The 17037-nt window shown below is 36.8% G+C and carries 16 protein-coding genes; 9 read left to right on the forward strand and 7 right to left on the reverse strand.

Annotated elements, in window-relative coordinates:
• Positions 1–89: 89 nt before the first annotated feature.
• Positions 90–215, forward strand: coding sequence for a hypothetical protein (locus MHB51_RS13200; RefSeq protein ID WP_342558335.1), 126 nt, complete (start codon positions 90–92; stop codon positions 213–215).
• Positions 216–275: 60 nt separating this feature from the next.
• On the opposite strand, the gene MHB51_RS13205 is transcribed toward MHB51_RS13200, so the two are convergent.
• Positions 276–794, reverse strand: coding sequence for an NUDIX domain-containing protein (locus MHB51_RS13205; protein WP_066165297.1), 519 nt, complete (start codon positions 792–794; stop codon positions 276–278).
• 74 nt (positions 795–868) lie between these two features.
• Here MHB51_RS13205 and MHB51_RS13210 point away from each other — a divergent pair, with 74 nt between their 5' ends.
• Complete coding sequence (locus MHB51_RS13210) at positions 869–1342, forward strand: NUDIX domain-containing protein (protein ID WP_107943452.1); 474 nt, start codon at positions 869–871, stop codon at positions 1340–1342.
• 335 nt (positions 1343–1677) lie between these two features.
• On the opposite strand, the gene MHB51_RS13215 is transcribed toward MHB51_RS13210, so the two are convergent.
• A complete protein-coding gene (locus tag MHB51_RS13215) occupies positions 1678–2172 on the reverse strand; it encodes a GNAT family N-acetyltransferase (RefSeq protein ID WP_107943451.1) in 495 nt (164 codons plus the stop codon).
• Between the two features lie 445 nt (positions 2173–2617).
• Between MHB51_RS13215 and MHB51_RS13220 the strand changes: the two genes are divergently transcribed.
• Entirely contained in the window at positions 2618–3349 is a 732-nt protein-coding gene (locus tag MHB51_RS13220) for a DUF2087 domain-containing protein (RefSeq protein WP_342558336.1), read from the forward strand.
• A gap of 435 nt (positions 3350–3784) precedes the next feature.
• Positions 3785–4672, forward strand: coding sequence for a glycine betaine ABC transporter substrate-binding protein (locus tag MHB51_RS13225; RefSeq protein WP_342558337.1), 888 nt, complete (start codon positions 3785–3787; stop codon positions 4670–4672).
• A gap of 53 nt (positions 4673–4725) precedes the next feature.
• On the opposite strand, the gene MHB51_RS13230 is transcribed toward MHB51_RS13225, so the two are convergent.
• A complete protein-coding gene (locus MHB51_RS13230) occupies positions 4726–5586 on the reverse strand; it encodes an AraC family transcriptional regulator (protein WP_342558338.1) in 861 nt (286 codons plus the stop codon).
• Positions 5587–5696: 110 nt separating this feature from the next.
• Here MHB51_RS13230 and MHB51_RS13235 point away from each other — a divergent pair, with 110 nt between their 5' ends.
• Positions 5697–6278, forward strand: a complete 582-nt coding sequence (locus tag MHB51_RS13235; protein WP_342558339.1) for a hypothetical protein — start codon at positions 5697–5699, stop codon at positions 6276–6278.
• Between the two features lie 229 nt (positions 6279–6507).
• Entirely contained in the window at positions 6508–7383 is an 876-nt protein-coding gene (locus tag MHB51_RS13240) for an AraC family transcriptional regulator (protein ID WP_066165319.1), read from the forward strand.
• A 147-nt stretch (positions 7384–7530) separates the two neighbouring features.
• Here the strand turns inward: MHB51_RS13240 and MHB51_RS13245 are convergent, their stop codons facing one another.
• Entirely contained in the window at positions 7531–12399 is a 4869-nt protein-coding gene (locus MHB51_RS13245; RefSeq protein WP_342558340.1) for a DUF4132 domain-containing protein, read from the reverse strand.
• A gap of 13 nt (positions 12400–12412) precedes the next feature.
• On the reverse strand, positions 12413–12820 hold the full coding sequence (locus tag MHB51_RS13250; RefSeq protein ID WP_107943445.1) for a hypothetical protein: 408 nt from the start codon (positions 12818–12820) through the stop codon (positions 12413–12415).
• 236 nt (positions 12821–13056) lie between these two features.
• Here MHB51_RS13250 and MHB51_RS13255 point away from each other — a divergent pair, with 236 nt between their 5' ends.
• Positions 13057–13485: an 8-oxo-dGTP diphosphatase gene (locus tag MHB51_RS13255; protein WP_342558341.1), complete on the forward strand. Its 429-nt coding sequence runs from the start codon at positions 13057–13059 to the stop codon at positions 13483–13485.
• A 166-nt stretch (positions 13486–13651) separates the two neighbouring features.
• Here the strand turns inward: MHB51_RS13255 and MHB51_RS13260 are convergent, their stop codons facing one another.
• Both MHB51_RS13260 and MHB51_RS13265 read right to left on the reverse strand, forming a co-directional pair.
• Positions 13652–14608, reverse strand: a complete 957-nt coding sequence (locus MHB51_RS13260; RefSeq protein WP_342558342.1) for a GGDEF domain-containing protein — start codon at positions 14606–14608, stop codon at positions 13652–13654.
• Between the two features lie 13 nt (positions 14609–14621).
• Positions 14622–15440, reverse strand: a complete 819-nt coding sequence (locus MHB51_RS13265; RefSeq protein WP_107943476.1) for an EAL domain-containing protein — start codon at positions 15438–15440, stop codon at positions 14622–14624.
• Positions 15441–15720: 280 nt separating this feature from the next.
• Here MHB51_RS13265 and MHB51_RS13270 point away from each other — a divergent pair, with 280 nt between their 5' ends.
• Entirely contained in the window at positions 15721–16542 is an 822-nt protein-coding gene (locus tag MHB51_RS13270) for a hypothetical protein (RefSeq protein WP_342558343.1), read from the forward strand.
• Positions 16535–16915 (forward strand): hypothetical protein, encoded by a 381-nt coding sequence (locus tag MHB51_RS13275; protein WP_066165334.1) that lies wholly within the window; start codon positions 16535–16537, stop codon positions 16913–16915. Before MHB51_RS13270 ends, MHB51_RS13275 begins: the two co-directional genes overlap by 8 nt.
• Positions 16916–17037: the final 122 nt, after the last annotated feature.

Here is a 17037-nt window from a genome sequence, read left to right on the forward strand (position 1 = left end):
TCGACCAGTCGTTTGTGAAGGATATTTATTTGAATGGTGAGAGTAAGACCATTGCTCAAGCAATTATCCATTGAGCCAACTCGATAGGCTTGAATGTTATAGCAGAAGGGGTTGAGCTAAAGGAGCTGAGCAAGGGGGCTACGTTTTTAGGTCAAGGCTATTACTATAGTAAGCCATTGAAGGTAGAGGCTTTTGAACGTTTTATTGAGAAATAAAAAACGCAGAAGGCAGACGGAAAAAACAAGTGCTAACTTGCTCGCCGCCTGCCTTCTTTGTTAGAGACGAATCGAACCATATTGTCGTCTGCTCTCAAAAAGGAAATTAATAATGCCTTTATAGTATGGAATAAATACCCCATCCTCGATTAGCTTAAAAATCTCCTCCTGTGAAGCCCATTTAACAGCTTGTACTTCCTCGGGTTGTAGCGTCAATGTGCTTAAATCAACATCGTACTCAATTAAATAATAATCATCAAAGCCGCGTTCAAAATTAATCGTCAATTGTGGACGGATGTTTTCAAAGTCATAATGAATGCCAAGTTCTTCAAATAATTCGCGTGCAGCTGCCTGTTGACTTGTATCACCTGCAACGGCACTGCCACCACATGTAATATCCCAAAGATTAGACCAACCTTGCTTAAAGGGCTGACGCTGCTGGATAAGCATTTCTCCGTTCGAATTAAAAATGCAAACATGCACGACTAAGTGCAGCTCATTCACTGCCATCGCATCTCCGCGCATTATTTGTTTTCCTATTTTATTGCGATGATAATCATATAAATCCCATTTCTCCATTGCGAAGCCCCCTTTTAAAATGATTAAATAAACAATAGAATTGAAGTATATCACAACATAGGAAGTGAACGGAAATGCATTTTCATATAAGAGTTCGTGCAGGGGCAGTCATTATTAAAAATAGTCAAATATTATTAACAGAATATAATGACCCTAATAGAGGGCTTGTTTACGATTTACCTGCTGGTGGTGTTGAACCGAATGAATCTATTATAGAGGCAGTAAGACGCGAAGCTAGAGAAGAAGCTTGTATTGAAGTAGAGGTCGGTCCGTTAGCTTTTGTCTATGAATACGTCCCGCATCTTAACTTAGAAAAATTCGGTACTACGCATACATTAGTAATGATGTTCGAATGTGAATTAAAGGACGGTTCTGTTCCAAGACTTCCAACAAAAGCTGACCCTAATCAAATAGGTGTAAAATGGCTTAAGGTAACAGAGCTACAAAATGTTCGACTTTATGCGGATATAGGGAAGTATATACAGGATTACACGTTGAATAGGAGAAATATTGAGCTGATTGAGGAACATACATTAAATTTAATGTAAGAAGATGTTAAATCTAGTGTTTTCAAGAGGTAAAGGGCTGTCCCAAAAGCCGTGCATAGCCGGCATTTTGGACAGTAGCGATGATGTTTCACAAAATGTTGATTCATATAAACAGAAAATGCCTCTTTTAAAAATGGGAGGAACATTGGCTTTAGCAGTGTTATCCTTCAGTAAAAGGGAAACGATAAAAACATTTATTTCAATGCATTGAAAAAAGGTAGTTCAGTTTTAGAGTAGAAAAATAAAATTGGTGTTAAAAATACATTGAAATAACAGTTTTTTAGTGTCTAAAATAGCAACTATTTCAGACATTTTAATTGTTGTCTTTATTAGATTTATAATAACTTATACAAATAATATTCATTAACAGGCATTCCATTTATTATTAATGAATGCACTTTTTCACCTTCCAATATAAAGCCCATTTTTCTATATAAGTTGAATGCTTTTATATTATCTTTTATAACAGTAAGCTCTAATCTGGAAATTTCAACTTCTTGTGACCACTCGAAAATTCGGTTGAATAGTTTAGTTGCAATCCCTTGCCCTTGATATTCTTCGAGAATACCTAAGACTAGATACGCAGAATGCTGGTTTCTTTTTAGGTTGCCACCTAACGCTGCGATAAAACCAACAATTTTACTTTCGGCTTCAGCTACAAAGAAGATTGATTTTTTTTCAGATAGGATTCTTTCAATTGATTTTCTTTGCTGTTCAACAGTTATCTCTCGTTCTCCAGGCTCATACAACATAAATCCAGACTCATCAATTTTTTTACTTAACTCTATAAACTTTTCTGCATCAGTTATTGTAATTGGTCTAATTATCATTGCAGTTATCTCCTTTTCGTTTTTTGGTAAACAAAAAGCACATACTCGCCCTCGAAAGGGACGAATATGTGCTGTATACCCGTGGTTCCACCCAAATTCCTACTCATGCATTACATCAGTAGCTCATTGATACAGATAACGCCTGTAAACGTCGCTAGTTTCCTAACGCGGCTCCAAGGGAGTAAATCATTTTGTCCAATCAGGAAATTTTCAGCCGGTGATTCCCCTCTCTAATGATCTTCTCAAAAATGACTCATATCCTTTTCTTTGCCTTTTAAATTAGCTCTTAATTTATCTTAAAATTTCAACGATGTCAACAGCCAATTTTGATTTAATTCTTGAAAGATGAATTTATATAAAACGAGCTAATTAATATATTTATAAACAATATATAGTTTTGTTTACAAATGAGTAAATATATTATAATATATTTATCGAGGTGGTAATGGTGGATTTTCAAAATATATCGGTTGGGGAATTGATGAAAGGCTATCAATTAGATGGATTGCAATATCGCTGTCTTCATTGTGACCTAGTGTTTTGTTTACATGAGGTGTATCCGTTTCATCATAAGTTTTTAACGGCTGAGGGGATGGTACAGGTACATATACAGCAAGAGCATGGTACGGCATTTCACGCCCTTTTGCAAATGGATAAAAAAACAAGTGGTTTGTCAGAGGTGCAGCAGGAGATGCTGAAGCTGTTTTATGAAGGCTTATCGGATAAAGAAATTACTGTAGAAAGTAGCGTTAACAATATTTCAACAGTGCGACAACATCGTTTTAAGCTACGCGAAAAGGAAAGACAGGCTAAAATCTTCCTAGCCCTAATGCAGTTACTCTCAGAACCGAATCATTATAAAATTCATAGGGGGGCGACACAGGTGGATGAGCGTTATAGTATCGAGGATAAAGAGCGTGAAAAAGTGCTACAAACTTATTTTAAACAAGGTTTAGATGGTAGTATTGAAACGATTCCTAGTAAGGAAAAGAGAAAGCTTATTATTTTACAGCATATTTTACAGCGGTTTACGATTGGCAAAGTTTATACAGAAAAAGAAGTGAATATGATTTTAAAAACCGTCCATGAGGATTTTGTTACTTTAAGACGTTATTTGATTGAATATGGATTTATGGACCGCAATACAGACGGTTCATCTTACTGGGTGAAGGAATAGGGGAATTTGAAAAAGGTGGGAAATGTGATTATTGTACATTTCCCACCTTTTTAATTTAGAGTAATGCTATAACAAATCTTATAATATAAATTAACATAACGATGAATGCAATATATTTTAAAATAGTAAATGATATTTTTAAGATGCCACCGAAAACAAATAAAATAGCTAAAAAAATAATTAGAGAAATTAAAAAGCTCATGTGTTACCTCCCTCTGTCTATAGTGCCCTTACTCTATAATACGCATTTGGAAAGGCAAAAGATTCATTGAAAGATAAGGTGTTTCGAGGATTTACAGCAATATAGCATTAAACGGAGCTTATATTTTTTTGAGCTTTATTTGCGCCCTAAGTAACAACTTGTTTTATTTTATGAGTTGTTACATTTAGCGTTATATGTTATCCTTGAAAAATAAATTGTTTGAGGGGGATTTTATGAGTTTTAAAAAAGCTAGTATTTTTTCAGCATTGTCACTTTCTTTCTTGTTAGTAGGCTGTAGTGACAAAGAAGAAACACAGAATTTTGATAGTGTAAGTGAAGCTGTGAACTATACAATTACAGGCATTGAGCCGGGGGCTGGCATATCTGAGTCCACGCATAATGTGCTTAATGAGTATGAAAATTTAACAGGTTGGGATATCGAAGAAAGCTCAACGGCAGGGATGCTTGCTCTTTTAGATGAGGCAATTAAAAATGAAAAGCCAATTGTCGTAACAGGTTGGGCCCCACATTGGAAATTCGAGGACTATGACTTGAAGTTTTTAGATGACCCGAAAAACGTTTATGGGGGCACTGAGAGCATCCATACACTCGCAAGATTGAATTTTGATAGGGATATGCCAAATGTCTATAAAATTTTAGATGCCTTCCATTGGGAATTAGATGATATGCAGGCGGTCATAGCTGAAGGTGAAAAATCATCCTTTGAGGAGGCAGCCGAAAATTGGGTAATGAGCAATGAAGAAAAAGTAAATGGCTGGTTAGAGGGGACTGAGCAAGGGAATGGGGAAGAAGTTCGGCTCGTCTCTGTTCCTTGGGAATCAGAAATGGCTTCAGCTAATGTCGTAAAAACAGTTTTAACACAGCGAGGCTACAATGTTACATTAACGGAAGTTGACCCAGCAGTTATGTTCCAAGCGGTTGCTACCAATGCTGCTGACGTGACGGTAGCACCTTGGCTACCTACAACACACCAATCTTTTTATGAAAGTCATAAAGATAATTTTATTGATTTAGGTGAAAATATGGCAGGCGCGCGCTCTGGCTTGGTTGTGCCAGCATATGTGGACATTGATTCAATTGAGGACCTCGAGCCGAAATAATGGGAAAAGGGGGCGACCACTACTTACTGTGGGACGCCCTTTTTTTAATAACGCTATATTTCCTTCACTGCAACCCAAACTTCACTATAAACATTATCAGTTGAATCATCATAGCGTGTAAAGGAAATGATTGGCTCATCTAATAGCTTATAATTTGAAGACGGGAGCCACACCGCATAAATATTGGCATATGTTTGCTGCAAAGTGGAGGGAAATGGTCCGCGATTTGGGAAAATAGCCCATGTATTTTCTGTTATCGTGAGCTGCTCTAAGTCGTAATATGGATTTTCCTTTGTTGTTGCAAAGCAAATCATATGTGTTAAATCTCCCTTTTCCTCCAAATGACCTTCATCGAAATGGTAGGAAGCATTTAATACTTGATGCGGATATAAATCGCCTAATTCATACATTTCTGTTCGTTGCTGCTCCGTAATTGTTTGGGCTAATTCAATAATGGCATTGTTTTCTCCTTCAAATTGGATTGGTACTCTTTTTGTTACGCCAACTAAATTGAACTTTTCTTTCTTTTCTATTTTAAATTCCATTGAAATACCTCCTTTAATATCAATAAAAAATGAAAACTTCGGAAATGTTTTTTGAATTTTATTTTTCACTACTTCAGAGGGCAAAAAGCCACTCCAGTCGCGAAATGCTCTTGAAAATCCATCAACGGATTGATAACCATATTTAAAGGCAAGGTCTGTCACCTTTTCACCGTTGACGAGTTCGGCATTCGCACAGGATAATCGTCTATTCTTGATATACTCAGTTAATGACATGCCTGCCATATAAGAAAGCATTCTTCTAAAATGATAGTCGGATAGCCCAACAATTTGAGAAATAGTTTCTCCCGAAATACTTTCCGTCAAATGAGCCTCTATATAATCCATTAATTGATTAAATTTTTGTAGCATTTATATCCCTCCTTTATATATTTATCATAACGAAAAAAGCCTTTTCCCACTCGATATTTTATAAACGGAAATAATCGTTTGATATGATTAAGAAAAAGGGAGGTTACCTGATGTTTACAAACGAACAATTAAAGCAGTTTATTAAAGGTAAGGTGCTTGGTGAAATGTTCCCATATGACACAGGGGATGAACATTTGATAATTAGTTATTTAAAGAGAATTAAAGCCGAGCTGGAAAAATCATTGCCAGTGCGCTGCGAAGTAGAGCCGTTACACTTTGGTAGTGGGTATGCATCATATATGCAATGGTTTGTTTATAAAACTGATATGTTGACACGTAAAGAGCGAGAAAAAGATGTAATGGAGGAGGAAAGGGAAGGGTTGATTGTCAATATTAGTATGCTTGCCCCTGTTGTATTAATTGGCAAAGGGGAGAAATCGACCTGCTATGTAAGGGGAGAATGGCATAGTGGTGCGATGACAAGTTTGGCAGAACCGCAACAATTGCTGATTTCGCCACATTTAAAGGAGTTATATGAAAACTTACAACGCCTTTTTATGAAATACAATTATGGGATTTTGTACAGGGAGGATGTAGAAAAACAGCTCCCCTTTAAAGCAAATATAGCAACAACTTTTAGAGAGCCAAAAGATTATTTAGTATGGGATGCAATTTTTTATTGGATGGACTAATATATGAAACTTATATTATAAAGGGCTCGTAAATAAACAGAGGTGAACATAATGTATCATTTAATTTTGCTGTTTTATTTTAAAAGTAAGTAATATTTTTGGAGCTGTTAGGAAAGGTAGATGATTTCTACTTTCTTACTACCTCTTTTTATTTCAAAATTTAGCAATAAAAATCAAAAATCATTTTATACACTTTGTTATGCTATTGATGAAAGGAGGGGAAATCATCGTGAATTATGAATTCTCCTTAAATATGGTGATTGATTATATAGAGGAGCATTTGCATGAATCATTGGAAATTGAGCAAATCGCAAGACATGTTGGTTTTTCTAAATTTCATCTTCATCGGATTTTTAAAATGGTTATCGGTATGTCCATAAGTGATTATATAAGAATGCGACGGTTAGCAGCAGCATCGGCTATGCTGCTATATACAAATGAGAAAATTATTGATATTGCCTTTGCACATGATTTTGAATCACAGGAGGCTTTTACGAGAGCATTCAAAAAGCATTATCATTTGCCACCTGGTCAATACCGAAAGCTAATGTCTATAGCGCTGAAAAATAAGGAGGAATCTTATATGAATAAACCAATAAAAGGTTGGATTTTAAGTGGGGCAGACCCATTTAATTATGAGATGGGGGTTGACCGGGAGGTTGTGCATCAAGGGAAAGCATCTGGATATTTAAAATCGAAAACGGTCCTAGAAGGAGATAGCTTTGCCACGATGATGCAACAATTTAAAGCTGATAACTATTTGAATAAGCGTATTCGACTTTCGGGCTTTTTAAAAACGAAAGATGTGGGGTTATTTGCTAGTATGTGGATGAGAGTTGACAATGCTAGTGGAGATGTTGTTCAGTTCGATAATATGAGTAATCGTCCAATAAAAGGAACGACAAATTGGAGTAGGTATTCCATTGTATTAGATGTACCAAAGGACAGCTCGATTATATCATTTGGTATTATTTTATCAGGGCGTGGTCAAGTATGGGTTGATCAATTAGCATTTGAGGAAGTAGATGAAAATGTAGCATCAACGAATTTAGAAATACAAGCCGATATATTAAGCATGCCAACAAATTTATCCTTTGAGGAATAGATTAGGGGATATAATGAAAAAAGAATTGCAGTGAAAAATGCGATTTCCATTACTCAGTATTGTAATTGCAAATATGCTAATTTATCTTGGTTTACAAAGCGTCTCAGAAGCAGGTCATGCACTGCTTTTGAGACGCTTCTCTTTTTTCTATTTTAACCATTGCAAAATAGAAGGGTCTTTAATTTTATTGTCTTCGCTAAGCAGAATAATTTTTGACATAATTTCTGCTGTGCGCGGGTCTTCATCAGCAAAAGGGAGGAAAATTCGTCCACGATGCTGTGATTGGATTGCTAAAATTGGCATCATTGTACCACCAATTTTATGCACAGTACCGCTACCTAGATGAACGCTATAATGGGCAAGCGAGCCTTCGATAATAACATGCTGTTTTTCAACAGAAACCTTTGTTAGTTTTAACATTTGTGTTAGCTCACGGACAATGGCTGCACGCGTTTCGATTGTTGAGAAGCTAGCCTCTGGGTCTACACCACCGATATGTGCAACACTTACGACTAAGTCAACATCGCGCATTGTCTCAGAGAAAATTAAAGGTGGCACATCTTGTAGCAATAGCGGTTTGCCTGTACGGCGGTGATAAAATGCTACATATTCAATTGTTGGTGCTTCAATATCAGCTGGTGAGAACCAGTCTGCCATTGCATAAATTGTTACAATAATGTCTTGGTCATAATAAATTTTGCGTAAGCCTTCATCATAGTTAGCTGTCCAACCACGCGATTTCAACAGTGCAAGCGTTTTTTGTGGCTGAATTTGATGCCCTGCATAGCGTCCTGACACATTTTTATCCTGCTCGTCTGCATTGATAACATAGAGCTCGCGAAAAACTTGCTTAAATGGCTGGATGATTTCGTTTGCAAATACTTCATGCTGAATTTCAGACCATCTTTTTGATGCATATAAATCATATGGGTGTGCAATGCGAGCCTCTGCATCATCTGCTAGCTCTAAGTTCTTAATTAAGCCAACAGTTGCACCGCTAACAATATAAAGCTTTTCTAGCATAGGTGCTAAAACTGGATGGGCTAGTAGCCCTTTTATTTCGCCAAAAGTAAAGACTGTTCCTTTCTCCATCGCCTCTTCAAAAGCTTTACGAGACCTACTTTGCTGTTCACGTAATTGTGTTCGGACATTTGTCATTTCTTGAATGATGCTATTCTTTTTCAAACGAGCTGGCACTGATTTTAACTGTTTTCCAGCTTTTCGAACGACAAAATCTACAAGTCCTTCTTCATTTGCCTGTAAGTATAGTGTAATGTCCTCCACTTCAGTCGGCTCGAAATATTTTTGAATCGCATCTAGCTCATAAATTTCCATACGCCATACAAAGCGTGTAACATCATTGCCTAGGTTGCGCGCTAAGTTTTCAATAGCAATGCGGCACGCAAGGCTTTCACTTTCTCTACGCTGTGCACCAAATTGCTTGCTTTCCTTTAAAAATGCTTGAATGAATTGATAGCGTTTATAGGCGTCCTTCAGTGGAAGCTTTTTGTTCAATGGTACAAGACCAATACAGCGTAGCTTATCTTTATTTCGTTTGTCAGCTACCTCATCCATTAAAGACTTTAGCTTCAAATGTCCTAAAGCGGCATCGGCAAAAAGCTGTGCCCTACGATGCGTAGCGCCTTCAGAGGCATATTTAGCGCTATCGTACAGTTTATTGAAGCGCTCTTTCCCAAGCTCGTGATAGCATTCGAGCAGCCACTCTTTTGCGAATGCGCCATCACGAAGCTCATTTGCCGTAATGCTTGTATAAAGCTGAATTTGACTCATACTTTCGTCGCTCAATGTATCAGTCGTATGTGCGCGGAAATACCAGGCGGCACTTTCCAGCCCCTTCCAACCTAAATACTCACTCACAAGTGAAATATAGGCAGGTGTATACATCATCGCATTTAAAAGCTCAGCTTCAGTAAACTCATACGGTTGTAATGCAGCTATTAAATCTTCTACAGTTTCACTAGAATCTGGCTTACAATTCTCTAGCATACTAGAAAAGACTTCACGCTTTGTGTAGTCATTTGACCAAATATAACCTCGCACTAGTGTTAGTCCCTTTAAAGCATTGATAATTCGGGCAAAATAAGTCACACCGACGATAGGCTTTAATGAATAATTAGCGATATGGCTTACTTCAGTTCGCATATCACCACGACTTAATTCAATATCAATAATACGCTCAGTGGATTTTTTATATACTTCCTTTAAAAATGGATAGCTCGTAATAAGTTGCTCACGCCGCTTCTGATTGTATAAATCGGCCGCATGATAGCGGTCAGCAAGTGGATTAAACATTTTTAAATAACAAGCATCGATGGGGACCAGCCCTAAACAATGTGCGCGAGCAATTACTTCATCATTTGCATATAAAATCGGTAAGTAAGCGGCACCTTCGCCAGATTGCTTATTATGCTGCTCACGCAGTGAAGTGATTGCTGCATAAAGGGAGAATAGCTGCGTAAATTGCTCATCTGTATCAAGGTGACGCTCACAAATCCTCATAAATGCTTGATAAAGCGGATATGTTTCATAATTATAAGCCGACCAATCAGATTCTAAATTAATTCGTTCAAACCATTTTGGTATCATTGATAGGTTTTGGAAAATATCAACAGCCGTACTATATACAAAATTGAACGACTCGATATGACTGTATTCTGTATTGTACAGTAAACCAACAATATTACGCACTTTACCGCCATGTGGTAAGGTGTTTAACCAATAATTGAGACCGTTAATGTTGTCGAAATTAATCCATTTCCCTAATAACATTTTCGCTTCGTCCGTTAAACCTCTATCCCAAGGTTCTTTGCCGTAATAGCTTTGTTTTACAAAAAGTTCAACTACTACACAATCTAAGACTGTTAGCCTCACATCGTCCTTCCACTTTAACCATACATCTGCTAAAGGATAGCTGTGAATATGCTCTCCCTCTGTATCGAAAAGGGGGCTTATTTCTCTGCTAAGTAGCGCATCATAAGAGCCGCCATCCCATGCACGTGCCTTATATTCATAGGAGGCGTAATCTTCAAATAAATCTGATAAGCGCTGCAATTTCGCTTGGAGTTTTTCTAAGTCGAATGATGTTAGCGTTTGTGCTGCGTTTTTAACAGTTATTTTAAGCGGTGGAATAGCATCTTTCGAGTAGCTCGGATTAAAAATACCATAGCCAGCAGCTAAAGTTTTATGGCTTGTATCTTCAACTAATGTTGTAATTATTTCCAGCTCTTTTACAGTAGGTTTAGCGATATTACTCGTAATAGTAGATATTTTCTCAATCCCTACACTACCTACTTTTTTTAATTCTACTAATAACTCTAAGCCACCTAAACGCAAATCTTGTTTCGTATTTTTCACTAAACGTTGAGCACTTTCTATTATTTGTGCTGATGGCTGTGCTACAAGAACTTTTAAAATTGCTTGTTTCGTAGCGCCTGATTTTAAGTAAAAGAGCTGCTCAATTGCCTCGATTTGTGCATTGGCTAAAGGCTCTTTTTTCTTTGCAATTAGTTGTAATGCTAAGTCACGAGTGCCGCGCTCCTGTAAGCATTCGATTAGAAATTCATCAGCAATAGGCAATTTTAATTTTTCTACGATAAAGCCTAATAAGTTTTCACGTTGATTAGGCGACAGTGTCTTACGATTGTTGTAAATTTTCATTACATAGTCGTGGTCATCCCAAGCGATTGCTAAAAGCATCAGGCCATTAATAATATATTCCTTCGTTAGCGTATAGCTGGCCCAAGGGAATGGCTTACCATGCACTGTATACTCCTGTTTTTCTAACAATTCAACAATTTGCTCAAGACGCGGAATTAACGCTTTCGGATAATGCTCAAAATAATCTGGGTGAATAAAATGGTCATAAAAATGATATTTCGATTTGGTATAATATGGGAAGATATCTTGCATAGCAAGTGTCAAAATATCTAAATCATCGTGCTTCATAATGACATCTAAAATTTGGTAGCGTAAAAGGATTTCGAGATTCGTTGTTTGGGCGAAGCAGAGTGCTGTTAATATTTGATGTTTTTTACCTTGTAATAAATGCTGTAGAACTGGTTGGATATTGTTCACATTGAGAGTTGCAGTGGACCAGAGTGCTGCATAGTTTTCAATAGCATCCTGCGATTTGGCGAATGCTTCCATATTAGCACCATTAGCAAGTATGTCATAGGCAATATCCAACAGCTTTTGAATAACCTTTTTATCGTCTACATAATATTGCAGTCCAATCCATGTTTCAACTGCTCGTTGCACAGACGAAAAGCGTAATAAATCGTTTTCTTTTACAAGCTTCATAAAATATATAAGCGTTTGAGGTGTGCCTCTGTCGGCATTTTCTAATATCGCTTGACGTGTTCCTTCTTGACGTTGCGCGGCGATTAGCAGCTGTCCAAGCCATTCAATAATTTTCATATTATTACTGCTTATAATGTTGCGAATTAATTGATGTGTTAAAATAGCGACATTGTTTTCACCAAAAATGGCCTCATATACATATTGCACGGCTTCTGCGTCGTTCATTGCTAATAAATGAGCAAATTTCACGTCGACAAAGCTTTGTGAGGCAAGGGGCTTATCCTTTTGATCAATATAAAAATTTAAAAATCCACGGTAATAGCTAGTTTGACAATTTCTTAAAATATCAACCACATTAGCTTTTTTATTCAGCAAGGCAGCAGCAATAATTGATAGGATGTGGCTGGCATGCTGCTCTAAAGAATCGCTATGGACAGAGCGACGATAAATACCTTGCTGAAAGGCATGTGTAGTTTGCTTGAAGCAATAAATTTGCAACTCTTTAGCAAAGTCCTCATCATATAGCTCTGTTAACGCCTCGAAAAGCCCAGCATCAAATAATTGTTCTATTGTAGTTAGTTTATGTTCCTTAATAACATTTTCGAATGTATCCACATGCTCGTATTGATATTCATTGTCTTCCTTTTCAGCTTGTTGTTCCATTGATTGTAAAAATTGAAGCAGTTGTTCCTTCATTCAACCATCTCCTTTACCATAGACGACCTGACAGCATCGTTAATTTAATGAATGTGAAAATACTTCCATCTTGCACATGCAATGGTGCGTCTAACTTTGTCAGCTCCACATCACCATGAAGTACTTTGTAAATACCGTCCTCAAATGCCGATAATGCCTCATCAATAGCAGCCTGCTCAGCCTGTTTAGCATCGCTATATTTATAGTTAAAGCCAACTTTGCCTTGTTCAAATGCAGTTTCAATATCTTCTTCCAATAAATACATAGTAAAAGTTTTTTCCTCGTTAAAGGCTTTGACATTTTGCTTGACGATTTGTGTAATTAGTTGACGCAGTGTATCTACTGAGGTTATATCAAAGGGGTGTAGCTCTAGCACAGGTTTACGTTTTCCAATCGATTTCACTTTCGCATAAATTCGCAATTTTCCACCTCTTTATGTTCAATTATACAAAGCTGCTTTATAGATTAATAATAAGTTTTGGTAAAGCTTTGCAAAATAGTGCGAAAGAAGTAATTGAAATTGTTGATATTTTCTGTTATTCTAAATATAGAACAAATGTTCTTATTTGTAAAGGTTTATTGAAGGTTTTTCATAGAGTTAATGTCCATGCTACATTAACAATGTTATTCTTAATAGAAGGACGGAGGGAATAAGCTATGGGGAAAGTAATATTAACCAATATGTGTATGATTTATAATAAAAAAAATCATAATGTATTAGTTCAAAATAGGATTAAATCGTGGAAGGGGGTTGCCTTTCCAGGTGGACATGTAGAGGAAGGTGAAAGCCTTATTGAGTCAACGATTAGAGAAATAAAGGAGGAAACAGGCTTAATAATTACTAATTTAGAGCCATGTGGTGTCATTCATTGGCATAATGATGAAATAGGTGAAAGATATTTAGTTTTTAATTATAGAACATGTGATTTTAGTGGAGAATTGCTAGCTGAAACGCATGAGGGCAATGTATTTTGGGTACATAGGGATGATTTGCTGCAGCTTCATTTCGCAGAAGGTATGGAGGAGAGGTTACCGATGTTTTTAGAAAAAAGTATGCGGAAGGATGGTACGAAAAAGGAGAAGTGAAATGGTTTTGAATTATACGCGGTTATTACGAAAGATGGCTATACCATTAAAAAAGGACACTTCTTTCTCATAAAATATTGATATCTTATCAGAAAGAAGTGTCCTTATGTTTAAAGATTGCAACAGAAATCCAACCACTACATTTAGGAATAAATTTCTTTGGAGGTTAGTTGCTTTGTAAAACATGTCCATTTACAATATAGCAACTACCTTGAAATTTCTTACATTCACTTTTCACTTTTGCAACGGCATCGGACAGTGCATCAGCGAATTCATATTTTGTGAAGCGATTATTGACAACGGCGATGGATAATGTGCTTATTTGAAACGGGACCCGTTCACCAGAGCGATTTGTAATAGAAAACGCATCATCTGTAAAATGATGTTGGTCATAAAAGTGAATAATTTGTTGGTCGAAATCTGAAATAATGCGTGCACACATTTCTTCGATATCGTAATCTGTGCAAATAGCTACAAAGTCATCGCCACCTATATGCCCTAAAAAACCGTTTGTTGGCAAGACGTATTGCTTCAACAAATCGGTCATAAATAACAACACCTCATCTCCTTTTTTAAAACCATATACATCGTTGTACATTTTAAAATGGTCGATGTCAAAATAGAGAATGCTATACTGTCCGTAATTCAATATTTCATTCAGTTTCTCATCTATTAATTGATTGCCAGGAAGATGGCTTAATGGGTTAAGTAAGCTAGCGAATTCTACTTGAATATCAACGAGCTTTAACAGCAATGTTCGTATGCTGACAACGCCTAAATAATTGCCGTCTTTTGTAACGATAATATCATCATATAAGTCTTCCGGGCTACGTGCCATAGCGAGTGTGCTGACATCCATAATAGGCTTATAAAAATCCACGATTAATGGGGTCGATTTTGCAATCAGTTTGCTCTCTCTCCCCATATATAAATTGTATCCGTATAAAGTGCCAATTTTTTCGTAAAAATGTGTCCTTGAAATGTATGCAATAGGTACACGTTTATCTGTAACAACTAATCCGCGCAATGTCTGGTCTTTTGTAAAATGCTGATCGATTATTTTGTTTTTATTCGTCGGCTCAACACTCATAATTTGCTCAGCCATTTCTCCTATATAAACCATTTACAACTTCCTTTCACATTGGCTTTTTGGCTTGTAAAATTTCATGATTTGGCCTACCTAATGCATAGCCTTGTGCATAATGTACGCCAATCTCTTGAAGAAACTCTAGCTCTTCAAGCCGTTCAACTCCTTCTGCAATAATTTTAGTATCTAACTCCTGCACATACATCATAAGCATTTTAAATAATTGCTGCTGCTCTTTATGATGGTCAATAAACCGTACAAGTGAACCATCCACTTTAATAAATTCGGGCTTCAAGTAAACAAGCGTCTTTAAGCTATTATAGCCAGAGCCGACATCATCAATAGCGATGCGAAATCCTTGTGCTCGGTAATTCGAAAGCACACGTTCGAATTCAACGAAATCCGTTACCGCACTTCTTTCTGTCAATTCAAAGACAACTTGATTTGGTGAAATACCTAATGATGTCACGAGCTTAAGCGTTTCTCCGCTTTGATAGGTTTTATCAAGTAAAACAGATGGATGAATATTTATAAATAAAGTGTAATCTTCATTATCAGGCAAACGACTTTTGAACCTTTTTAATGTTAAATTGCGGCAAAAGCATTCAAAATCAAATACTCTATCTGTTTGTCCGATAAATTCAAAGAAAGCATCTGCGGAAGGGAATACGTTCGTAGAGCTTGGACGGTTTAGCGCTTCAAAGGCGAAAGTTTCTGTTGTTTGTAAATCCATAATTGGTTGGAAAAAAGTATTAATCTGATTTTCCTCCATTATTTTTGTTAGTGCAAATAATTTTTTATAATATAGTAGTTCCTCTTCACGTTTCGTATGTGTGCTTCGTATATATGAAAATAGTACTTGTTGCATGGAAAATAAATTCAAAAAAAGGCACCTCTTTAATTATTAATAGCTTTAGTGTACCTGTTATTTATTATTACTATGTGAAGCTTTTGTAAAGATTGTTTTGGAATCATTATTTGTCTAAAGAGACTATCTAAAAGCCGTGTATAGCCTGCATTTGGGACAGCCTCATGCTCAGGCTTTTCGAATAATGATAGGTCATAAAATAGCCTTCTCGATTCGTCTCAGTAGCTTTCTAATGAAAAGACTATCCACTACTTATATAATAGAGGAAACCCAAACTAAAATGGACGTGAGAATTATGGAAACCATTTATATCCCTGCTGATGCTGTACGCATTATTGGTACATCTAGTAAAGGCGACCAATCGAAATGGCGTGTCGGTGACAAATGGGTCAAACAAAATACACGAGGATACGAAGGGCAAGCAGAAGTACTGGCTTCACTTGTACTGGCTCACTCTACGTTACAACAAATGGATTATGTGATGTATCATCCTTGTGAAATCATTCTCCCAGATGGCGAAAAATCACAGGGCTGCTACTCACATGATTTCAGAGGTAAATTGCAAGAAGTAACATTGGAACGATTATTTGAAGCAAACTTCACGTCAACAGACCCAATTTTAAATGATAAATCATTATCGACTAGTGAAAAATTCGAGCAAATTATGCAGCAAGTACAGGCATTTACGGGGTTAGACGTACGTGACCAAATCGCCCAGTTACTGGCATTTGATGCACTCATTTTAAATGAAGATCGTCATACAAATAACATTCTATTTCTTTATAATCCTATCGAAAAAACATGGCAGCTTGCACCGATTTTTGATAATGGATTAAGCTTATTATCTGATGAAAAGGACTACACGCCTAGTAAGCCATTAACGATTTTAAAACGTAAAGTAAAAGCAAAGCCGTTCAATTCAAGTTTTTCAAAGCAGCTTAGCCTTTATACAGGACCAGCATTTATCAATAAGCAGACACTTTTAGAAGCTGTCGAATCAAACACTATGGATTTTGGACGTGCGAAGCAAGTACTTCTCTCACAACTCAAAGATCCTAGCTTCAAACATTTATTTGTGGAAGGAAGTGGCACACATGATTGATTATATGAAGTTTGATATCATGTGGATGGATGACGTGATTGCAACCGTCGATTTGAAGCCTTTAAATGGCGGAACGCCTTATGTTGTGAACTATATAAGTGATTTCAACAAGCAATTTTCACCGAATATGGAGGGACATATCACATTAGAAGAGCTTGAAAAGTGGCTCAAATGGCGAACGTTCCCACCAACACGTGCGAATGCTGCTGAACTACTTGAAAGTCTAGGTATGCAAGCGTACAATCGCTGGGGCATTGTGCGTAAAACGCATGGTGTCATGGCTGATGATGAGATTTGGATTCGATTTAAGGGAGAGGAATTACGTCATAAAGATGTATGCTTACGAAAAGAGCTCTATTATCCTGTTGATTAAACTAAATAGAGAGGGAGTCTTTTAGAAATGCGATGAACACTAGCTTTAGCAGTGTTACCCTGCTGTAAAGGTGGAGCGATGCAACCCTTTATTTCAATGCGGTGTCAAAATAAAATGGGCTT

This window comes from Metasolibacillus sp. FSL K6-0083 (assembly GCF_038630865.1).
In the GTDB taxonomy this organism is placed as follows: domain Bacteria; phylum Bacillota; class Bacilli; order Bacillales_A; family Planococcaceae; genus Metasolibacillus; species Metasolibacillus fluoroglycofenilyticus.